The 15,288-nt window shown below is 58.2% G+C and carries 10 protein-coding genes; 7 read left to right on the top strand and 3 right to left on the bottom strand.

Translation table 11 applies throughout. From position 1 onward, the window contains the following. Positions 1 to 686: 686 nt before the first annotated feature. The 7 genes from DSC91_RS26135 (at position 687) to DSC91_RS26165 (ending at position 11,239) form a co-directional block, all read left to right on the top strand. Positions 687 to 3,179 carry a type VI secretion system Vgr family protein gene (locus DSC91_RS26135; RefSeq protein WP_115781511.1) on the top strand — a complete coding sequence of 831 codons (2,493 nt, stop codon included), beginning with the start codon at positions 687 to 689 and terminating at the stop codon, positions 3,177 to 3,179. 28 nt (positions 3,180 to 3,207) lie between these two features. Next, positions 3,208 to 4,086 (top strand): DUF4123 domain-containing protein, encoded by an 879-nt coding sequence (locus tag DSC91_RS26140; protein ID WP_115783514.1) that lies wholly within the window; start codon positions 3,208 to 3,210, stop codon positions 4,084 to 4,086. Further along, positions 4,083 to 6,653 carry a T6SS effector BTH_I2691 family protein gene (locus DSC91_RS26145; protein ID WP_115781512.1) on the top strand — a complete coding sequence of 857 codons (2,571 nt, stop codon included), beginning with the start codon at positions 4,083 to 4,085 and terminating at the stop codon, positions 6,651 to 6,653. Before DSC91_RS26140 ends, DSC91_RS26145 begins: the two co-directional genes overlap by 4 nt. Positions 6,654 to 6,656: 3 nt before the next feature. Then, positions 6,657 to 7,754 (top strand): DUF6708 domain-containing protein, encoded by a 1,098-nt coding sequence (locus DSC91_RS26150; protein ID WP_115781513.1) that lies wholly within the window; start codon positions 6,657 to 6,659, stop codon positions 7,752 to 7,754. After that, a complete protein-coding gene (locus tag DSC91_RS26155) occupies positions 7,751 to 8,008 on the top strand; it encodes a PAAR domain-containing protein (RefSeq protein WP_115781514.1) in 258 nt (85 codons plus the stop codon). The genes DSC91_RS26150 and DSC91_RS26155 overlap by 4 nt, the downstream gene beginning before the upstream one ends. 350 nt (positions 8,009 to 8,358) lie before the next feature. Continuing rightward, a complete protein-coding gene (locus DSC91_RS26160; protein WP_162831468.1) occupies positions 8,359 to 9,903 on the top strand; it encodes a hypothetical protein in 1,545 nt (514 codons plus the stop codon). Between the two features lie 853 nt (positions 9,904 to 10,756). Next, a complete protein-coding gene (locus DSC91_RS26165) occupies positions 10,757 to 11,239 on the top strand; it encodes a hypothetical protein (RefSeq protein ID WP_115781516.1) in 483 nt (160 codons plus the stop codon). Positions 11,240 to 11,786: 547 nt separating this feature from the next. On the opposite strand, the gene DSC91_RS26170 is transcribed toward DSC91_RS26165, so the two are convergent. The 3 genes from DSC91_RS26170 to DSC91_RS26180 are packed head-to-tail and all read right to left on the bottom strand — an operon-like array spanning position 11,787 to position 15,150. Then, positions 11,787 to 12,689 (bottom strand): plasmid partitioning protein RepB C-terminal domain-containing protein, encoded by a 903-nt coding sequence (locus DSC91_RS26170; RefSeq protein ID WP_115781517.1) that lies wholly within the window; start codon positions 12,687 to 12,689, stop codon positions 11,787 to 11,789. After that, a complete protein-coding gene (locus DSC91_RS26175) occupies positions 12,686 to 13,588 on the bottom strand; it encodes a ParB/RepB/Spo0J family partition protein (protein WP_115781518.1) in 903 nt (300 codons plus the stop codon). Before DSC91_RS26175 ends, DSC91_RS26170 begins: the two co-directional genes overlap by 4 nt. Then, complete coding sequence (locus DSC91_RS26180) at positions 13,585 to 15,150, bottom strand: recombinase family protein (protein ID WP_229758143.1); 1,566 nt, start codon at positions 15,148 to 15,150, stop codon at positions 13,585 to 13,587. Before DSC91_RS26180 ends, DSC91_RS26175 begins: the two co-directional genes overlap by 4 nt. Positions 15,151 to 15,288 lie beyond the last annotated feature (138 nt).

Here is a 15,288-nt window from a genome sequence, read left to right on the forward strand (position 1 = left end):
TACACCTTCCTCGACCGCCTGCACCGCCAACCCTGACGTGACGACGGCACCCTCACGTGGCGCGAAGGAGGGGGTTGTCTGGACGGATATAGGTGGACACAGTGCGAAAAATCGGAACAACGACCCGATAGCCGCTCGCAGGCGAAGGCGAAGAATCGCTCCGCGCGGCAACTCAGAAGCCGCATTCAACGGACTGCAGCCGTTTTCTACGGCGATGAGCAGGCGCGCCTCGCCATGATGCAGCAGCGTCAGGCTGCCCCGCACATATCCGGCCTGCTCCGCAACTTCCCTAGGCGCATATCTGCGATCCTGACGTTGCCGAATGTCCGCGAGGCCCTCTAGGGACCATCGAGGCGCGAAGCTCGTCAAACCCAACTCGCCACTCCTCATTGATGCACTTTTTGTACCGGTTTAATCCAGCGCAATTCGTGCGCACCAATTGCGTATATCGATCGCAATTTCCCGTTTAATAACACCAACGGCAATCCCCCCACGATAAAGGCAAAATTTCCCACCTAAATTGTTAAGCGGTAAAAATTCCTCAATATGTCATGCGCATCAATTGAGGGAGATTTTTGCATCTTTAATAGATTGCCCATTCTGGTTGACCTAATTTGATACCTTTTCGTCTGAAGAGTCGGTAAAATCGCGTGGCGCCGATTTGGGCAGAATAAAAAGGAATCGCCGTGTCGAATCTTGCTCAAGATTTCAAGGCTCTGCTGGGGGGCAGGCAGCAGGGTCGCATTCTCACCCTGTCATTTCCACACAACGACGCGCCCGCGTCGGTATTGCTCGCGAACCGGCTCGAAGGCGCGGAAGCGCTGTCACGCGATTTTGAGTTCACGGTCGAGATCCTCTCCGATAATGCCGGACTCGCACTCAAGGATTTCATCGGTAAACTGCTTGGCGTTCAACTCGTGCGGGGTGATGGGTCGCTACGCTATTTCAGTGGGTACGTGTTCGCTTTCCGTCACGTCAAAACCGATGGAGGCGTCGCATATTACGAGGCACAGATCGGTCCATGGCTGCGATATCTGAAACTCCGCCGCAATAGTCGCCTCTTTCTCGACCAGAATCTCCATACCCAGACATCGACGCTGCTCGGTGACTACGGAGTCTTGCCGGTCTGGGACTGGCGTGTGCATGGCGAAGATCCGTCAATGACGATGGCATGCCAGTACAACGAGGACGATCACAATTATCTGAGCCGCCGCTGGGAAACCGCGGGTTACCTGTACTGGTACGAACATACGAGCGACGGCCACAAACTGGTGGTAACCGACGCATCGGCAGACGCCGCGCAGATTGACGGTCCAAGCGCCGAAGTCCGTTTTCAGAGCGAAGCCGGATCGCAGGAAGAAGATGGCATCGCAAACTGGGCGCCAGTGCGCCAGATGATGCCCACGCAGGTCGCGCTCTCCCGGTTTGACTTCAAGAACCCGCGGCCGGCAACGGTTGACATGCCGACGGTCAACAAGCAGGGCAGCGTTCCGCAGCTTGAGGATTACCAGTATGCCGGTGCGTACGGGTTCAAGCCCGGGCAAGACGGCGACGATGTCGCGCGCCGCAGGATGGAAGAAATCGAAGCCGCTGCCAAGCACTTCGACGGAGAGGGCAATAGCCGCTATGCGATGCCCGGGCGCTGGTTCCGCCTGACGGACCACTACGGCAGCGCCGTTTCAGGCGACGCAAGCAAAAGCGAGTTCCTCATTATCTCCGTGCGCCATTTGGCGTCGAACAACTACCTGCAGGGCACAGAGACGGCTGCGGAATACAGCAATGAAATCACCTGCATCCGCCGCAGTATCCCTTGGCGCCCAGGTCGGGGCTATAACAGCGTGGACACACGTATCCTGGCGCCCCAGACAGCGACCGTCGTCGGTCCCTCTGGACAGAGCGTGTACGCGGACCAGTATGGCCGTTGCAAGCTTCAGTTTCACTGGGACCGCGACGCGAAGGGCGACGAAACGAGCTCGACCTGGGTGCGCGTGGCTTCGTCTTGGAGCGGTGGCGAGCAAGGCGGCGCCGCTCCGCCAAGAATCGGCTCCGAGGTGATCGTCCAGTGGCTCGAGGGCAACCCGGACCGGCCTATCGTCACGGGCCGCGTCGCCAACGAGAAGAACATGCCCTCATGGCAGCTGCCGTCGCAGAGCGCGCTGATGGGGTTCCGCTCGCGGGAATTGGACGGAGCAAGCGGCAACACCGCCGGCGGCCGCAGCAACCATCTCCTGTTCGACGACACGGCCCAGCAGATTCAGACGCAGTTACGAAGCGATCACGAGAACAGCCAACTCTCGCTCGGCTACGTCACCCGTATCGAGAACACAGCGGGTCGCCAGGACGCGCGTGGCGAAGGTTTCGAATTGCGCACGGACGCCGTGGGTGCGATCCGCTCCGGTAAGGGCATGCTTATCAGCACGGATCCTCGCCCGCAGGCCAAGTCGCATCTGTCGGACGTGAGCGAGCCTGTCGATCGACTCGGGAAGGCCCAGACCCTGCACGGGCAGCTGGGCAAGCTTGCACAGCAATATCAGGCACAGGATAGTGGAGCGGACCAGTCAAGCGTCGCCGACGCCCTGAAGTCCCAGAACGATGCCATCAAAGGCAGTGGTGGGACCGTGAGTGGCAGCGGAAGCAGCAACGGCGGTTCATTTCCCGAACTCAATGATCCCTACCTCGTCGTTGCCAGTCCTGCTGGGGTTGCCATCACCACGCCTGGGTCGTCCCATCTTGCGAGCGGGCAGCACGTGGCGCTTACCTCTGGGGAGGACGTTTCGATCGCCGCGGGTAAATCGTTGCTCGCGAGCGTGTCAGAGAAGTTTTCCCTGTTCGTGCACAAACTTGGCATCAAGCTGATTGCAGCTAGCGGCAAGGTGCAGGTGCATGCGGAGAACGACGAGCTTGAGCTACTTGCTAAAAAGGTCGTCAGCCTGATCAGCACGACTGACTGGATCAACATCACCGCGAAGCAAGGGATCAAGCTGACCGCAGGGAACAGCCAGTTTGTGATCAGCGCGGACGGGTTGAACGGGTTTACGCCCGGCAGCAACCTGATTCACGCCGGTAGCCACAGCACTATGGGCCCGCAAAGCGTTCCGGCGCAATTCCCAGGCGCAGATCTCTGCTCTTCGTTGTCTAGCGGCGCGGCTCAAGCCGGCAATGCTTCGATCGCCCTGTAGTCCTCGAATGAACAGAATGATTCCACCGATGTTGCCCGTTCCCGAAGTCTCGACCCCGCTCGAGCGTGGTTTTTTGCTGATCGAGCCAGCGACGCTCGTTCATGTGCCTGATCTCAAACGATTTGGCATGCGTGCGTGCACGCCACGCGTCCTCGCGCATCGCGAGGAGTTGATGCCGAGACTCCTCGATGTCGAATCGCTCGCAGCGGATATGCGTGAAACAGCAACCGGCTACTGGCTGGATGAAATCGAGACCGAACGGCCGCCGGTCGTGTGTGCGTGGATCGATAGCGACGCCGATGTCGATACCCTCGCGGAACACATCGCCCGCTATCTGGTCGGGCCGGGCGCGAACGGCCAGCCGGTTTTCTGGCGGTACTACGATCCGCGGGTACTGAGCCTGGCGCTGGCAATCTTCGACACCGCGCAACGCCAGGCGCTCCTCGGTCCAATCAAATCCTGGCAGTTCGCGTGGGCGGGCCACCGCTGGAGCGTGCCCGGATCCGGCGTGTCCTCGGACGCTCTCGACGGCTATGTTCCCGCGTGGCCGCGCCCGGAGCAGTGGCCGCGCGTCGATCGCAGCGATGTCGCGGTACGTGTGCTGAACCGGCTTGCGGTGATGCCCACCGAAGAAGCGGAACGCTTGCCTGGCGAATTTGACCGGATTTTCTGCGATGTCGTCCAGCGCGGCGTAACGATGGGCGCCGAAGATCTCGCGGATTACACGTGGCATTGCCTGCGGTATGGCGCGGCATTCGAGCAGCACCCGGCGATCGTTGAAGCGTGGCCGGCGCTCATCCGCCGCGAAACCACTTGGCCCGACGTGAAGGCGCGCCTCACGCCCGGCGATTTTCAGCATTTTGAACAGGCTTCCCGCTCGCAGACGGCGGAGAGGATCAAAACATGACAGCTTCTTGCCCACTGTGCGATCGAAAATCGCTTCTGATCTATCCCGTTCGCTACGCGGTTGCGTGCCCGCTCGGCGCAGCTAAAGCCCCAGCCCTGTCAGGCAATTTCAAAATCGACGCCCGTGCTCCGCAGTCTGTGGCGACTGCTCGATACACGCTGCGCTCGCTGCGTCCGGGCTATCTCTACACCTATGACGAGAAGCGTCAGCGGCTGCGCGCCTACATGGTGCTTGAGGACGGAATCATGTGGAGCTTCCCGCCCGGGACACGGCCACCGCCGGGCGACGCGGAGCAGGAACTGACACGGGGTTGCGCGATGGCCGGTGACCTCAAATTCGAGTCGCTCGGCCGCTGCATCGACGTCGAACACACTCCCGGTGTCGACGAGGCGACGAATCTGTGGATGGGCTGGTCTAACGTGCAGTGGACCAAGGCGCTTGTCGAGAAGGTTTCGGATGCGACCTGGCGCAAGCTGCACATGCAGTGCATCAACGTGCCGGCGATGCTGGCGGGAAGTGCGACCGACACTGGCGAGTTTCAGGCGTCGCATGCGAACGTCGCGCACTTTGCGATGGACGAAAAGGCGATGAAGGACGCCTTTGGCTTCAGCAACCGGGCACCGAAAGACGAGATCAAGTTGCGCCAACGCAGTCTGGCAAAGCGCATCGGAGACGCGATGGCTCAATCTCCGATCAAGAAAGGGTTTATCGTGGCGGTCAACGATCCAGTCGCCGTTACGAATGACCTGGCGGAACTGACGGTTCCGAACCTGAACAACGGCTTCGACCTGGATATCTACTGGAAGTGGATGTCGGCGCAGCTTCTCGAGCGGGCGGAGTCGGGCATTCGGGGGCGCGCGCGCGCGATGACCGGAATGTCGTACGGGATATCGAAGACGATCGCGGATGCTAATGCGCTCAATGCGAAGGCAGGCGTTGAGCAGGCGCCAGACGCCGTAGGGCTCTTCAGGTTCCTCTACAACGCAGCCAAGACGGGGAGCTTTGATCAGGCGTTGAAAGAGGATGAGCGGAACGTGAACGACATTCCCGGCGCACAAAAGAGATCGGAGGACGAGGCGTGGGAAGAAGCAACGACGAAGATTGGGCCAGACGGCAAACCTACGAGCGTGCTGGACGAAAAAGCGTTGGGGAATTTCAAAACGGAATATCAGAATGCCCTGACCGCGTTTAAACCCAAGTGGCAACCGCTAGTTCAGGCTCACGCGGGCTGGTTAAAGTCGCAACTGCTGGCCGAATGGATGGCCGGTGTGAGCGACATGAAGGACATCCGCAGCGGCTTTGCGTACAGCGAGTCCTGTGCGCAGGCGATTGGCGTCGCCGCGGGCACCGAGGATTGCAAAAAGGTGCTCGACGACTGGCTGGGCAGCACTCAGGCATCAAACATCCGCAATGTGTACGCGCGTGCGCTCATGTTCAATCAGGACGACCTGATAAAGGCGGCGGACGCACAGGTACATGGCTCGGATATCCAGTACGAGAACTTCCTGAATATCTACAAGGAAGCTTTCAAGCGTGTCGAAAAAAATGGCGCCGCCGCCGCCCTGCGTGACAGGCTCGTTGTCACTACGGCCAACTATATCGTTGCGACCCTCACCAAGGGAACGCGAGGCGCGGCATGGGGATTTACGATGATCCGGCTGTCGCTGCACGCTGGCGTACGCGTCAAGCCATCGCAGGTCAGCAATATCAAGATGCGCACCTGGTTGCTGACTCAGGCAAAGGAACTGGGCGTGAAACTGGACGGCGACCAAACCGAACAGCGGGTGACGGCCGCACAGGTCAGCAAACAGGTCATCACGGGGGCTTCTCCTTCCAATCCGGATATAGTGGCCTATGAGCTGGACACGGACGCGCTGGTTCGGTCAGGAAAGCTCGACGCAAGCGAGGTCAGGAGCATCAAGATCGCGGGAGTGGAAACCACACGGAAGTGGCTGGGCTCGTCCGCGCCGGTAGAGTTCCATCAAGGTGTAGCGACGGCGATTTTCCAGATGGCGACGTTGACTTTTGCCATCAAGGACTTCGCGGGCAGTGATCAGTTCAACAAGAGCGACAACACGATAAAGTTGTTGGGCTGCATCGCGTCGATTGTCGGGAATATTATCGAGACGACATCGGAGACGGTCGCGAAGGCGTCGACTCACCCGCTCGCCGCGTTCATTACGAAGCAATGGGCGGGTGTGGATGAATGGGCGGAAGCTGGTGCCAAAATCGGCCGAGGTATAGGGTCCGCCGCAGGTATCGTGTTAGCTGGAGTCGATTTGTTTAAAAATGCACCTGAAGCATGGGGTAATAAAGAGTATGGTTTAAGCATGTTGTATGGTGCAAGTGCGGGCTTGGGTATTTACATCGCTGTCGGCGCGTACTTGCAGGTCATTCCGGGATTCTGGATCGTTTTCGTTGCTTCCATTCTCGTTGCCATCGCTATCGCCGTTTTCAAGGCGTCTGAAATGAAGGATTGGATTTCGCGTTGCAAATTCAGCAAAAGTGCGGCCTATCACTCGCTCGACGATGAACTCAGCGCCTATAAGTCAGCAGCGGGAGGCTAAAAGATGGACGAGCGATTGATGAAGAAGTGCATCGGCCAGCCAGTGCCTGAGTGGGATATGGCGCATCGTTTGTCGATAGATCGACCGGCCGGGCCAGAAGTCCAGGATTTTGGGGCGACCTTTAGTATCAACTCGACGTTCATGGATGTGACCGAGCCCTCGTTTCTGGACAAGCAGTGGGTGTTGACCGGCGCGGCACTGGCTTTCCTCGGCATGGGGATCGGACCATATATATATGGATTCACCCATGCATCGCCTGCTCCGGCTTTTTGGTTGTTCGTTGCAGATTGTCTCGCGTTGATAACGATGGCTGTATTTGGCCGGATAGTCTGGAAGGTTGGCCGAGGCTTAATCTTCAGTCTGAGGTATCGCCCGATACGCTTTCACCGCGGCGAACGCAAGCTCTATGCGATTCACGCACGCCGATATTCTCCCAAGCCTGGCGAAGGCGATGTCGTATGGGAGGCGCCGTGGACAAAGGACTCGATCTTCTGTCTTCATAACGAAGACACGCCGTTCGGCAAGGTGTTTCATATCCGGCACTACACAGTCGATGACCAGGGTAACGTGAACCGGGCGTTCTCGATCGGCCGTGAGTGGACGGGCAAGGCACAGGTTGAGATGGCACTGGCGCAATGGAACTATTGGTGCAAGTACATGAACGACGGGCCGAACGGCTTGCCGAAACCGATGCTATTCCATACCCGTCAGGAAACGCTGCGCGAATCGTTCCTGTTCTCGATGTACAGTTTCGGGATGCGGTCACCGGCCTTCTTTCGCATCCTCATGATGCCTCAGATCCTGTTGTTTACGGTATTGCGATTCCTGGCAAATGCAACCAGCCGCGACCCCGTCTGGCCGGCCGCCATTGAAAAAATCAGTACGATTGCGCCTGATGATCCCTACACGGAACCACGGCAGGGCACTCCGGTTGGTTGGGGGGAGACGGTACTGGCCCAAGAGCGTGGCGACTATCCGAACAACCCGAAGGCCCAGGTCGAAGGCTGGACTGGCGAGCTCGGTGGCAAGCTGTATGCGGCAGCATGGCTCAAGAATCCGGGCGACCACGCGGCGACACCCATTGCACGAGGGGCGCAATGAAAGACGAAGCAGGTCGCGGTGTGATCCGCCTGAACGACAAGACGACGCACGGCGGACACGTCACGACCGCTAGCGATGACTTCAACGTCATGGGCGTGCCCGTCGCACTTGAGGGCGACAAGACATGGTGTCCGCAATGTCAGGGTACCTACGCCATCGTGCCGAAAGACAGCACGCGTCAACATCAAGGCAAGGCGGTTGCCTATCACGGTGACCCGACCGAGTGCGGCGCGACGCTGATCTCGTCGCTATGAAGGGGCAGGCAATATCTCAAGGTTGCGCTGTTCACGTGCAGTAGGGACTCGCGCGACCACAACCTTGAAGATGGGCGCAAAGGCATCCGATGCGGCCGCCGGCGGGTAAGGACAGACGAGCCCTGATGAAAATCTGTATCGGCAAACCGGTACTCGGGTAGGACATGGCACACTGCCTGCCGATCGGTCGTTAGCGTCAACTCGACCTGCACGGCGGTAACTGAACCTTCGTTCGTGCAGAAGCAGTGCTTCATGGCAGCCGCCCCCATAGCACGCAAGCTTGTCATCTCGCGCCAATGCAAGTCGATTTTCAGGCACACGACTGCTGAACGACTTTTATCGGGCCACTTGTGGCAGCGTTCAGCCCTTTGTGCCGACGCGTACCAACTATCCGAGAAAACCCACACCCGATGCTTAAGTCAAAACGATTCCGCCTGATCTACGGCGTAACGCTTTCGTTGATCCCCCTCGCATTTCTCGTGCTGCTCGCCCGGGGTAAGGGGGACTGGGGCGGCACAACGCCACCGGACACGTTGCTGAGCACCACGTCAGTTGAGGGACAGACGCCCGACTTTTGCACACCGCTGATTCGCACGCCACGCGCTACATGGCTGTTGACGTCTCAAAAGGACGACAACGCGATGCCGACGTGGAAGGTCGATCCATCCACGCTTGCGCTGAACACACTGTTGCCACCAGTGAAAGAGAAAGCTAAAGCCGGCGACGATTCACAGATGGCCCAGTACATGCCGAAGAGTTCGAACTGGACCACCCTGATTTCGAAGCTCGATGCAAAGGGCGTGTTCCAGCCGGTCGCCATTGTGCCGGACATGACGTGCCTGCACGCTACGCCTGATGGCGCAACGGTGTATGTGCTGACCGGCCTCGACAATCCTCAGGGGCTGGCGATCGGCGACTCGAACCCGAAGACCAGGCAAACAGCGGTATTCCGCACCGATGATCAGGGCGCGCATTGGACGTGGCTGAAGAACGGTTTTTTCCCGGATGCAGCACGGTGGGGGGAGAGTTTGCGGCCGTCCTTCTACAGCAGTCGTGAAGTATGGGCCTGGACCGAGTTCGACGATCTCACGCTGCCGGGTAAGGTCCTCAGCGAGAGCGGCTCCCCGCTGCAGTCGGTTCTGCGTCTGTTTTACTCAGCCGACGGCGGCGCGAGCGTCCAGCAGGTGAAGGCGAGCGCGCCGATCGCGATGAGCCGCAACGAAGCGGTCGAGCAGTTCCCCGCCGATGCCGAGGCGGACAGCAGCGGCGCCAATGACAAAACAACTGGCTTCGTTGTGCAGTTGAGCGATGACCACGCGATCGCGTGGCTGTCGCAGTCGTTCTATTACGGCGTTGCCGGTGACCATTTGGCGAAACTGTATGCAGTACTCGATCAAATGGAGTTGCGGCGTGAAGGGCAATCCTGGGTCATGGGGCTCCCGAAACGCACGGCGGGCGCGAACCTGAAAAGCGTGACGCGCACACCTGCTGGCCAGATCTATGGCGTGATGGCGCGCTCAAGAGCCAATGACGTCGTCGCGCGGTTCGATCAGGCTTCGCGCGCCTGGATACCATTGGCGTCTACGCCCAATTCCTTCTCACCGCTGCCCGCCGAGATCACTGTCGACAATCTGTGGGCGAGCGACAAACACCTCGTTATCAGTCTGAGTTCGATTTACTTCGTGCCACGCCTCCTCTATCCGTTCGGCTACGACAATGCCACTATCCACGGTGGAGCGGATTATTACTCGGACGACGGTGGCCGGCACTGGACGCATCTGAAGGTTCGTGCGGGCATTCTTGCGCTTGATCCGCACACGGATGAACTCCTGGCGTCGCCGTTTGAAAACTGGGAGTCGACAGCACCAATTCGCGCTTATCAGTTGGGCAAATAGCGGGTGGCGAGTTGGAAAAGGCTGAAACTGCGAGTCAGTGCGTTGTCTTGATGCCGCTGCATAGGAGCTAGAATCCGAAACGAGAAGCGCCGCACTTGTGGCCGAGCGGCAGGGTCGAGACGTGAGCCTGCTGATCTCAAAGTGGGCTACTTTTCCGGATCACGGCCAAACTTCAACGGAATTTCTATCATGAAAGACCGACACGTCAGTGTGTCCGCAGCGAAATCGGGATTTGAGCGGATGACAACGCGAATGCGAGCAGGGCGCGAACTCGTAGTATGTCGGGCCCGCAATCCGGTTGCCAAATTAGCGTTGCCAGTGTTTCTTGTGCGAAGCCATCGACTAAGGCGTCCGTATCGCCAGCGCGCGAGGGTTCGCCACATCGGCTAGGTTCGTGGTCACTCGTGTCTCCGAAGTTCGTTATTAAGCAAGGATGCTCGATTAGATCCGCGGCAGCAGCGGTGGAAATCATTTCACCCTCATGCATATCGCAGTGACGCGCACGACGTATCGGTGACTTTGCCTTTAGATGACCACTACCGCCTTATGCAAATGGCATGCGCAATGTGAGCGCGCAAGGCTACGATCGGCGGCACGCGACCCGGTCATTCAGTTCTCTCTCGGTAGCGGACACTCGACACGCAGGAAATTGCAGGTTCACTTGAGCTATCGTCCTGGTGCCTATTGGGCCGCCGCGACGGCCATAGGTCGCACATGTTTTCCCTAGACAGCCGTGGAGGAACTATTTGGTAACGGTTTCAACTACGGGGGCTAGCTGATTCCTCAAAGATACGGTAAATGTATGGCGCCAGCCGAGTCTGGCACCATAAGAAAACGCAACTACGGGAATAGCATGGCAGACCGAGATACATTCTATGAAAAGCTCTACTTTCACGAACTTGACACACGCGAAAAACTAAATGCACGTTTGCCGGGTCTCTTGACCTTTGCGCTGGCACTCGTTGCTTGGGCAGCATGGTTGGTGCCGCAGTACTTAACTCATCAGCATCCTTCACGTATTGGCATAAGTGCCTTCGTTCTTGCGGGCGGGTTCTTTGCCGTTTCGTGCAGTTTTTTTTGGAGTGCGGCCAAAGAATACGAGTACAAGTTACTCCCGACGATTGAGGAAATTGAATCCGAGTACACAAAGGGCAACGACCCGAAAAATGGCGAGCGACGCGTCGCTCACACTATTCGTGGGAAGATGAGCGAAGCACAAGTACGCAACAGTGGCTTCAACTCCGACCGAACTAAAGCTCTGGGACGCTGTATTATCGGCTTGGCTACCGTAACACTTCTCATGGGCATTGCGACTATGATCGTCCTTTTGCCATAGCAGCTACCTGCGCCGCCCAATTCGCGAATAGGCTTAAATCGGGGTATTTCGGGGAGTGTCCGCTGTACGCTGGGCACACCTTGAGGGGAGCAGAGGCGGTGTCGCTGTTCGTGCCGGCAGCGTCATGCGCAGGGGCGACGCTGGTCGGCTCACGGCCATAACAGTTTACTTGTTCCACCTGACCCCGTACCCATCACGAATGGAGCGACGGCACAGGATTGTCGATAATCTGAGCCGGAGTGTCGAGCGTCCGCTCTTGGCCGATACTGTTGAAAAAGTCGGCGACCGACTATCTCACGAGGTTTTCATGGGCCGTTCTACCCTTAACCGAGGGCTGCGAGCGGTTTGTAGAGCGATCTGAGTGGTCGAATTTTTTGCCAGTGGTGGCAAAACAGTGAGCCACGACTTTTTCAACCGTATCGGCCACCTGCTGCCTGTCACCTATGTCGCCCGTTCTCGAAACTAACGCCTTCGAATAGCGGCACCCGACCTACCATTTCTAGATTTAATGTGATGCCACGCATCGCGTTAGCGATGCCGAGAGCAGCTAGGTGAGAACGCTCAGTTGCGGCTGTTCAAGCGACACCGTTTCGACAATCGTTTCGAACTCAGCCAGGAGGTCTGGCTGACGTTGTCGCAGGTATTGAGCTACCAGTTCGTTCTCCAGGAGTCTGGCGAGATATCCCTTTGCGAGCACCAGGTTCAGAACATCCTGTCCGTAGGTCTGCTCGACAAGTTTGTATTGGCCTTGGAGGTTGCTCATCTCCCGCTCCATCTTCGCCATCTGTTCGGGCGTCACACCGGTCAGCTTTGGCGGCTTCTTACCGTCAACCAGCCGCGCTGCGGGTGTCGCGACAAGCAGCGCTTCGGCATAAGGCACGGTCACATTGTTCGCCGCTATCATCAGTTCGACGCATTCGACCTGCCGTGTCGGCTTCATTTTTCGAATTGCGCGAGCGAGGTCTACTGAGAACTGGCGATCTCCTAGAAGTTCGGCGGCTTCAGGACATATGCCGTCCAGCAGAGAAAGCTTCTTGAGGATCATGGACACGTCCATAGCGAGGGCCTTTGCCAGCCTCTCCGGCGACACGCCCCGTTCGACGACGCGCCGGATCATATAGTGCTCCTGGATTGTGGACAGCCGATTGACACGATTGTTGTACGTGTAGCTTTCGTCGTCGGTTGCAACCAGGCACGATACCTCGACAAATCCGAGCTTCTGCATCGCAATGAGGCGTAGGTGGCCATCAAGCAGCACGTGTTGACCCGTACTCTGGTGTACTGCAGTAACCGACAGTGGCTCAATCAGGCCTATCTCCTCGATCGAGGCCTTGATCTGCTTGAATTTGCGGGAATCGATGATCGTCGCCGGCATCTTGCGCGACGGCAGGATGCACACTAAAGGAACAGATAGAGGCTCGGGAATGAAACCGAGCGTTACGCCTGTCATGCGACGCTCCCGCCCGACCAGACTCGCTCGGCAAGATATTTCGGCAACGTTGCCAGCCCTTCTGCACGCAGCAGATTGACGAAGTTTTCATCTGCAAAAATTTGCCGAAGCGCGCCCACGACGAACATGAGCCGCTGCTGCGCAAATTCGGCCTTACGCACCATCGACTTCTGGCGTTCGACTTCATGCTGATAGGTCCGCACCAGGCTCGATGTCGTCACATCAGCGAGCTTGCCCGACATGTTGCGGGCAGCGGAGCGCCCAAGCGTTTTACGTCGCTCGATAATCCGGCGGGCATCTATCAATTGCTTGCCACGTAACTTGCCGGATTCGTAAGCTTCCTGCAGAGCAGCCTGCATTGCCGTGTCGTCGTCACCGGCGCTGACAATAGACAGTGCGGCGTTGAGTGGAATCCGTCCCTTCTCCACTGCTATGACCAGGCGCTCTTCACCATGATGCAGTAGCATCAGGATACCTTGGACATATGACTGCGTGAGCCCCGTCTTTTCCGCGATCACCTTCGAGGCGTATCCCTGCTCCTGCAATTGCCGGATGCCGGCGAGGAGTTCGAGCGGCCTGCACTGACGACGCGCAATGTTCTCCGCGAGACTCATGATGAATGCGTCTTCGTCGCTGACATTCACAACCATCGCCGGAATGGTCGTCTCGCCAAGTGAACGGAAAGCTTTCAGGCGACCCTCGCCGCACACAAGCAGATACTTCTCGACGCCATCTGCCGTAGCACGCGGAGTGACCTTGATCGGCTTTTTCAGGCCGATCGTCCTGATGTTGCCGACGATTTCGTTGAACACACGGTTGTTACGCTCACGCGGATTGATGACCTCGATCTGATCGACCGGAATCATTCGCACCTCGCCCGCCTGTTGCTGCTGGTTCATGCCACCCTCCGGAGGCGGGCCCGCTCAGCCATGCCATAGAGATAGTCGAGCGTGTCAAAACGGTAGCTCTCGAATTCAATCCTGTTCTGATCAGCGAGGCTGATACGCGGCTGGCCGAAATCCAGGCGCGGCAGGAGGTAATAATCGAGCGCCGCGGAATTCGCGTGGTCGAGCCTAACCGCTACGGTAATGTCCGGCAGCAGGCTCGTGTCAAACCGGACCTTCCAGCGATGCCGCTCATTTTCGTGTGTCTGGCAACGCGCGAGAACGAGGCAGGTAGTGAACTCATGGTTGACGGTGAGCATATCTGTGGCTGGATCGCGCAGCACCGTGCCACCTAGATCGGCGATCTTCTTCTCCGTCTGCGCGACGATTTCCGGGTGAAGCTGACGGAGGAACCGGTTGGTTTCGAGATAGCGGTAGTCGCGACCAGGCGTGAAACCCACGGTCTGGTATGCGCGAATCAGGCTGCCGAATCTGTACATGTAAACGGAGCTTGATGGCATGCCGTCGGTCTCGTCGATCACCAGGCCAGACAGGAAGCCACGGTTGCGGTACAGGTTGCGCAGACGCTCGATGAGCTCCTCATTTGAATAGCGCCGGGCGCGCGCCCGCATGATGCCCTGTGCCGTGTAAAACGTCTCACCTGGTACGATAGACTGGAATGCACCTTCCCTCCGAATCCACATTTCCGGTGTATTCACGACGCGCATTTTCTTGAGTTTGAACGACACGCGGTTGTAGACGTTGTTGCCGATGTATTTCTCGTTGGTCAGTACCTCCCGTATAGTCGCTCGTGTCCATTCCCGGTCGAGATTTGTGCGAACACGCATGCCATTCAATCGGGCCGCAATCTCGTATTCATTTAACGACCCGTCGATAAACCAGTTGTAGATGAGATTGATAATCCGGATTTCGCTCTCGGGCCCTGGCATGAGGATCACCCGATCGGTCTGCAGGCTCTTGTGCTCGCCTCGCTGAAGTTCTCCTTTCATGATCCCGTGCTGATCGATGAGGACGCGGCGTAAACCGTAGCCAGCCGGTCCGCCCTGCCGGAAGCCGAGCTCGATCAGCCGGCACTGGCCGGCAAACACCTTGGCCGACAATTCCCGGCTGTATTCACCGGCCATTGCCCGCTTCACTCCTTTCACGATGGTGGATACAGGCGAGCCGTCGTTTTCGAACTGCTCGGCGCAGTAGGCAACCTGGATGCCGACACGCCGGCAGACATACTCGTAGTACGCACTTTCGTCCGCGTCCTGGAATCTCCCCCAGCGACTCACGTCATAGACGAGGATCACCTGAAAATCCGCGCGACCGCTTTCAACGTCCTTGATCAGTTGCTGCAGCGCCTGCCGCCCGTCGATACGCAGACCGCTTTTACCCTCGTCAGCGTAGGTGCGAACGATCTCGAGGCCGCGCCGCACGGCGTACTCCCGGATCCTGTCGCGCTGGTTCTCGGTCGAGTACTGCTGGTGCTCAGTCGACATCCGAACGTATTCGGCCGCCCGTACCGAGGGCACCTGCGCGACGACGGCATCGCCTATGTGATCGAGTGACACGGTCCTGCTCCCGCTGCTTCGAATCCTCGCTCCCCTGAGCTTGCGTGCCCGGCATCGCGCCGGACACGTAGATCGTCACTTTCGAAACGCCACCGCGTCGCAACTGCGGTGGTGTCTGATTCAGAGCGGGTACAAGGC

This window comes from Paraburkholderia caffeinilytica, from assembly GCF_003368325.1.
Lineage (GTDB): Bacteria > Pseudomonadota > Gammaproteobacteria > Burkholderiales > Burkholderiaceae > Paraburkholderia > Paraburkholderia caffeinilytica.

Coding starts and splice junctions, on each gene's coding strand:
- DSC91_RS26140 (WP_115783514.1), top strand. CDS start 3,208: ATGTTGCCCGTTCCCGAAGTCTCGACCCCGCTCGAGCGTGGTTTTTTG.
- DSC91_RS26145 (WP_115781512.1), top strand. CDS start 4,083: ATGACAGCTTCTTGCCCACTGTGCGATCGAAAATCGCTTCTGATCTAT.
- DSC91_RS26150 (WP_115781513.1), top strand. CDS start 6,657: ATGGACGAGCGATTGATGAAGAAGTGCATCGGCCAGCCAGTGCCTGAG.
- DSC91_RS26155 (WP_115781514.1), top strand. CDS start 7,751: ATGAAAGACGAAGCAGGTCGCGGTGTGATCCGCCTGAACGACAAGACG.
- DSC91_RS26165 (WP_115781516.1), top strand. CDS start 10,757: ATGGCAGACCGAGATACATTCTATGAAAAGCTCTACTTTCACGAACTT.
- DSC91_RS26170 (WP_115781517.1), bottom strand. CDS start 12,689: ATGACAGGCGTAACGCTCGGTTTCATTCCCGAGCCTCTATCTGTTCCT.
- DSC91_RS26175 (WP_115781518.1), bottom strand. CDS start 13,588: ATGAACCAGCAGCAACAGGCGGGCGAGGTGCGAATGATTCCGGTCGAT.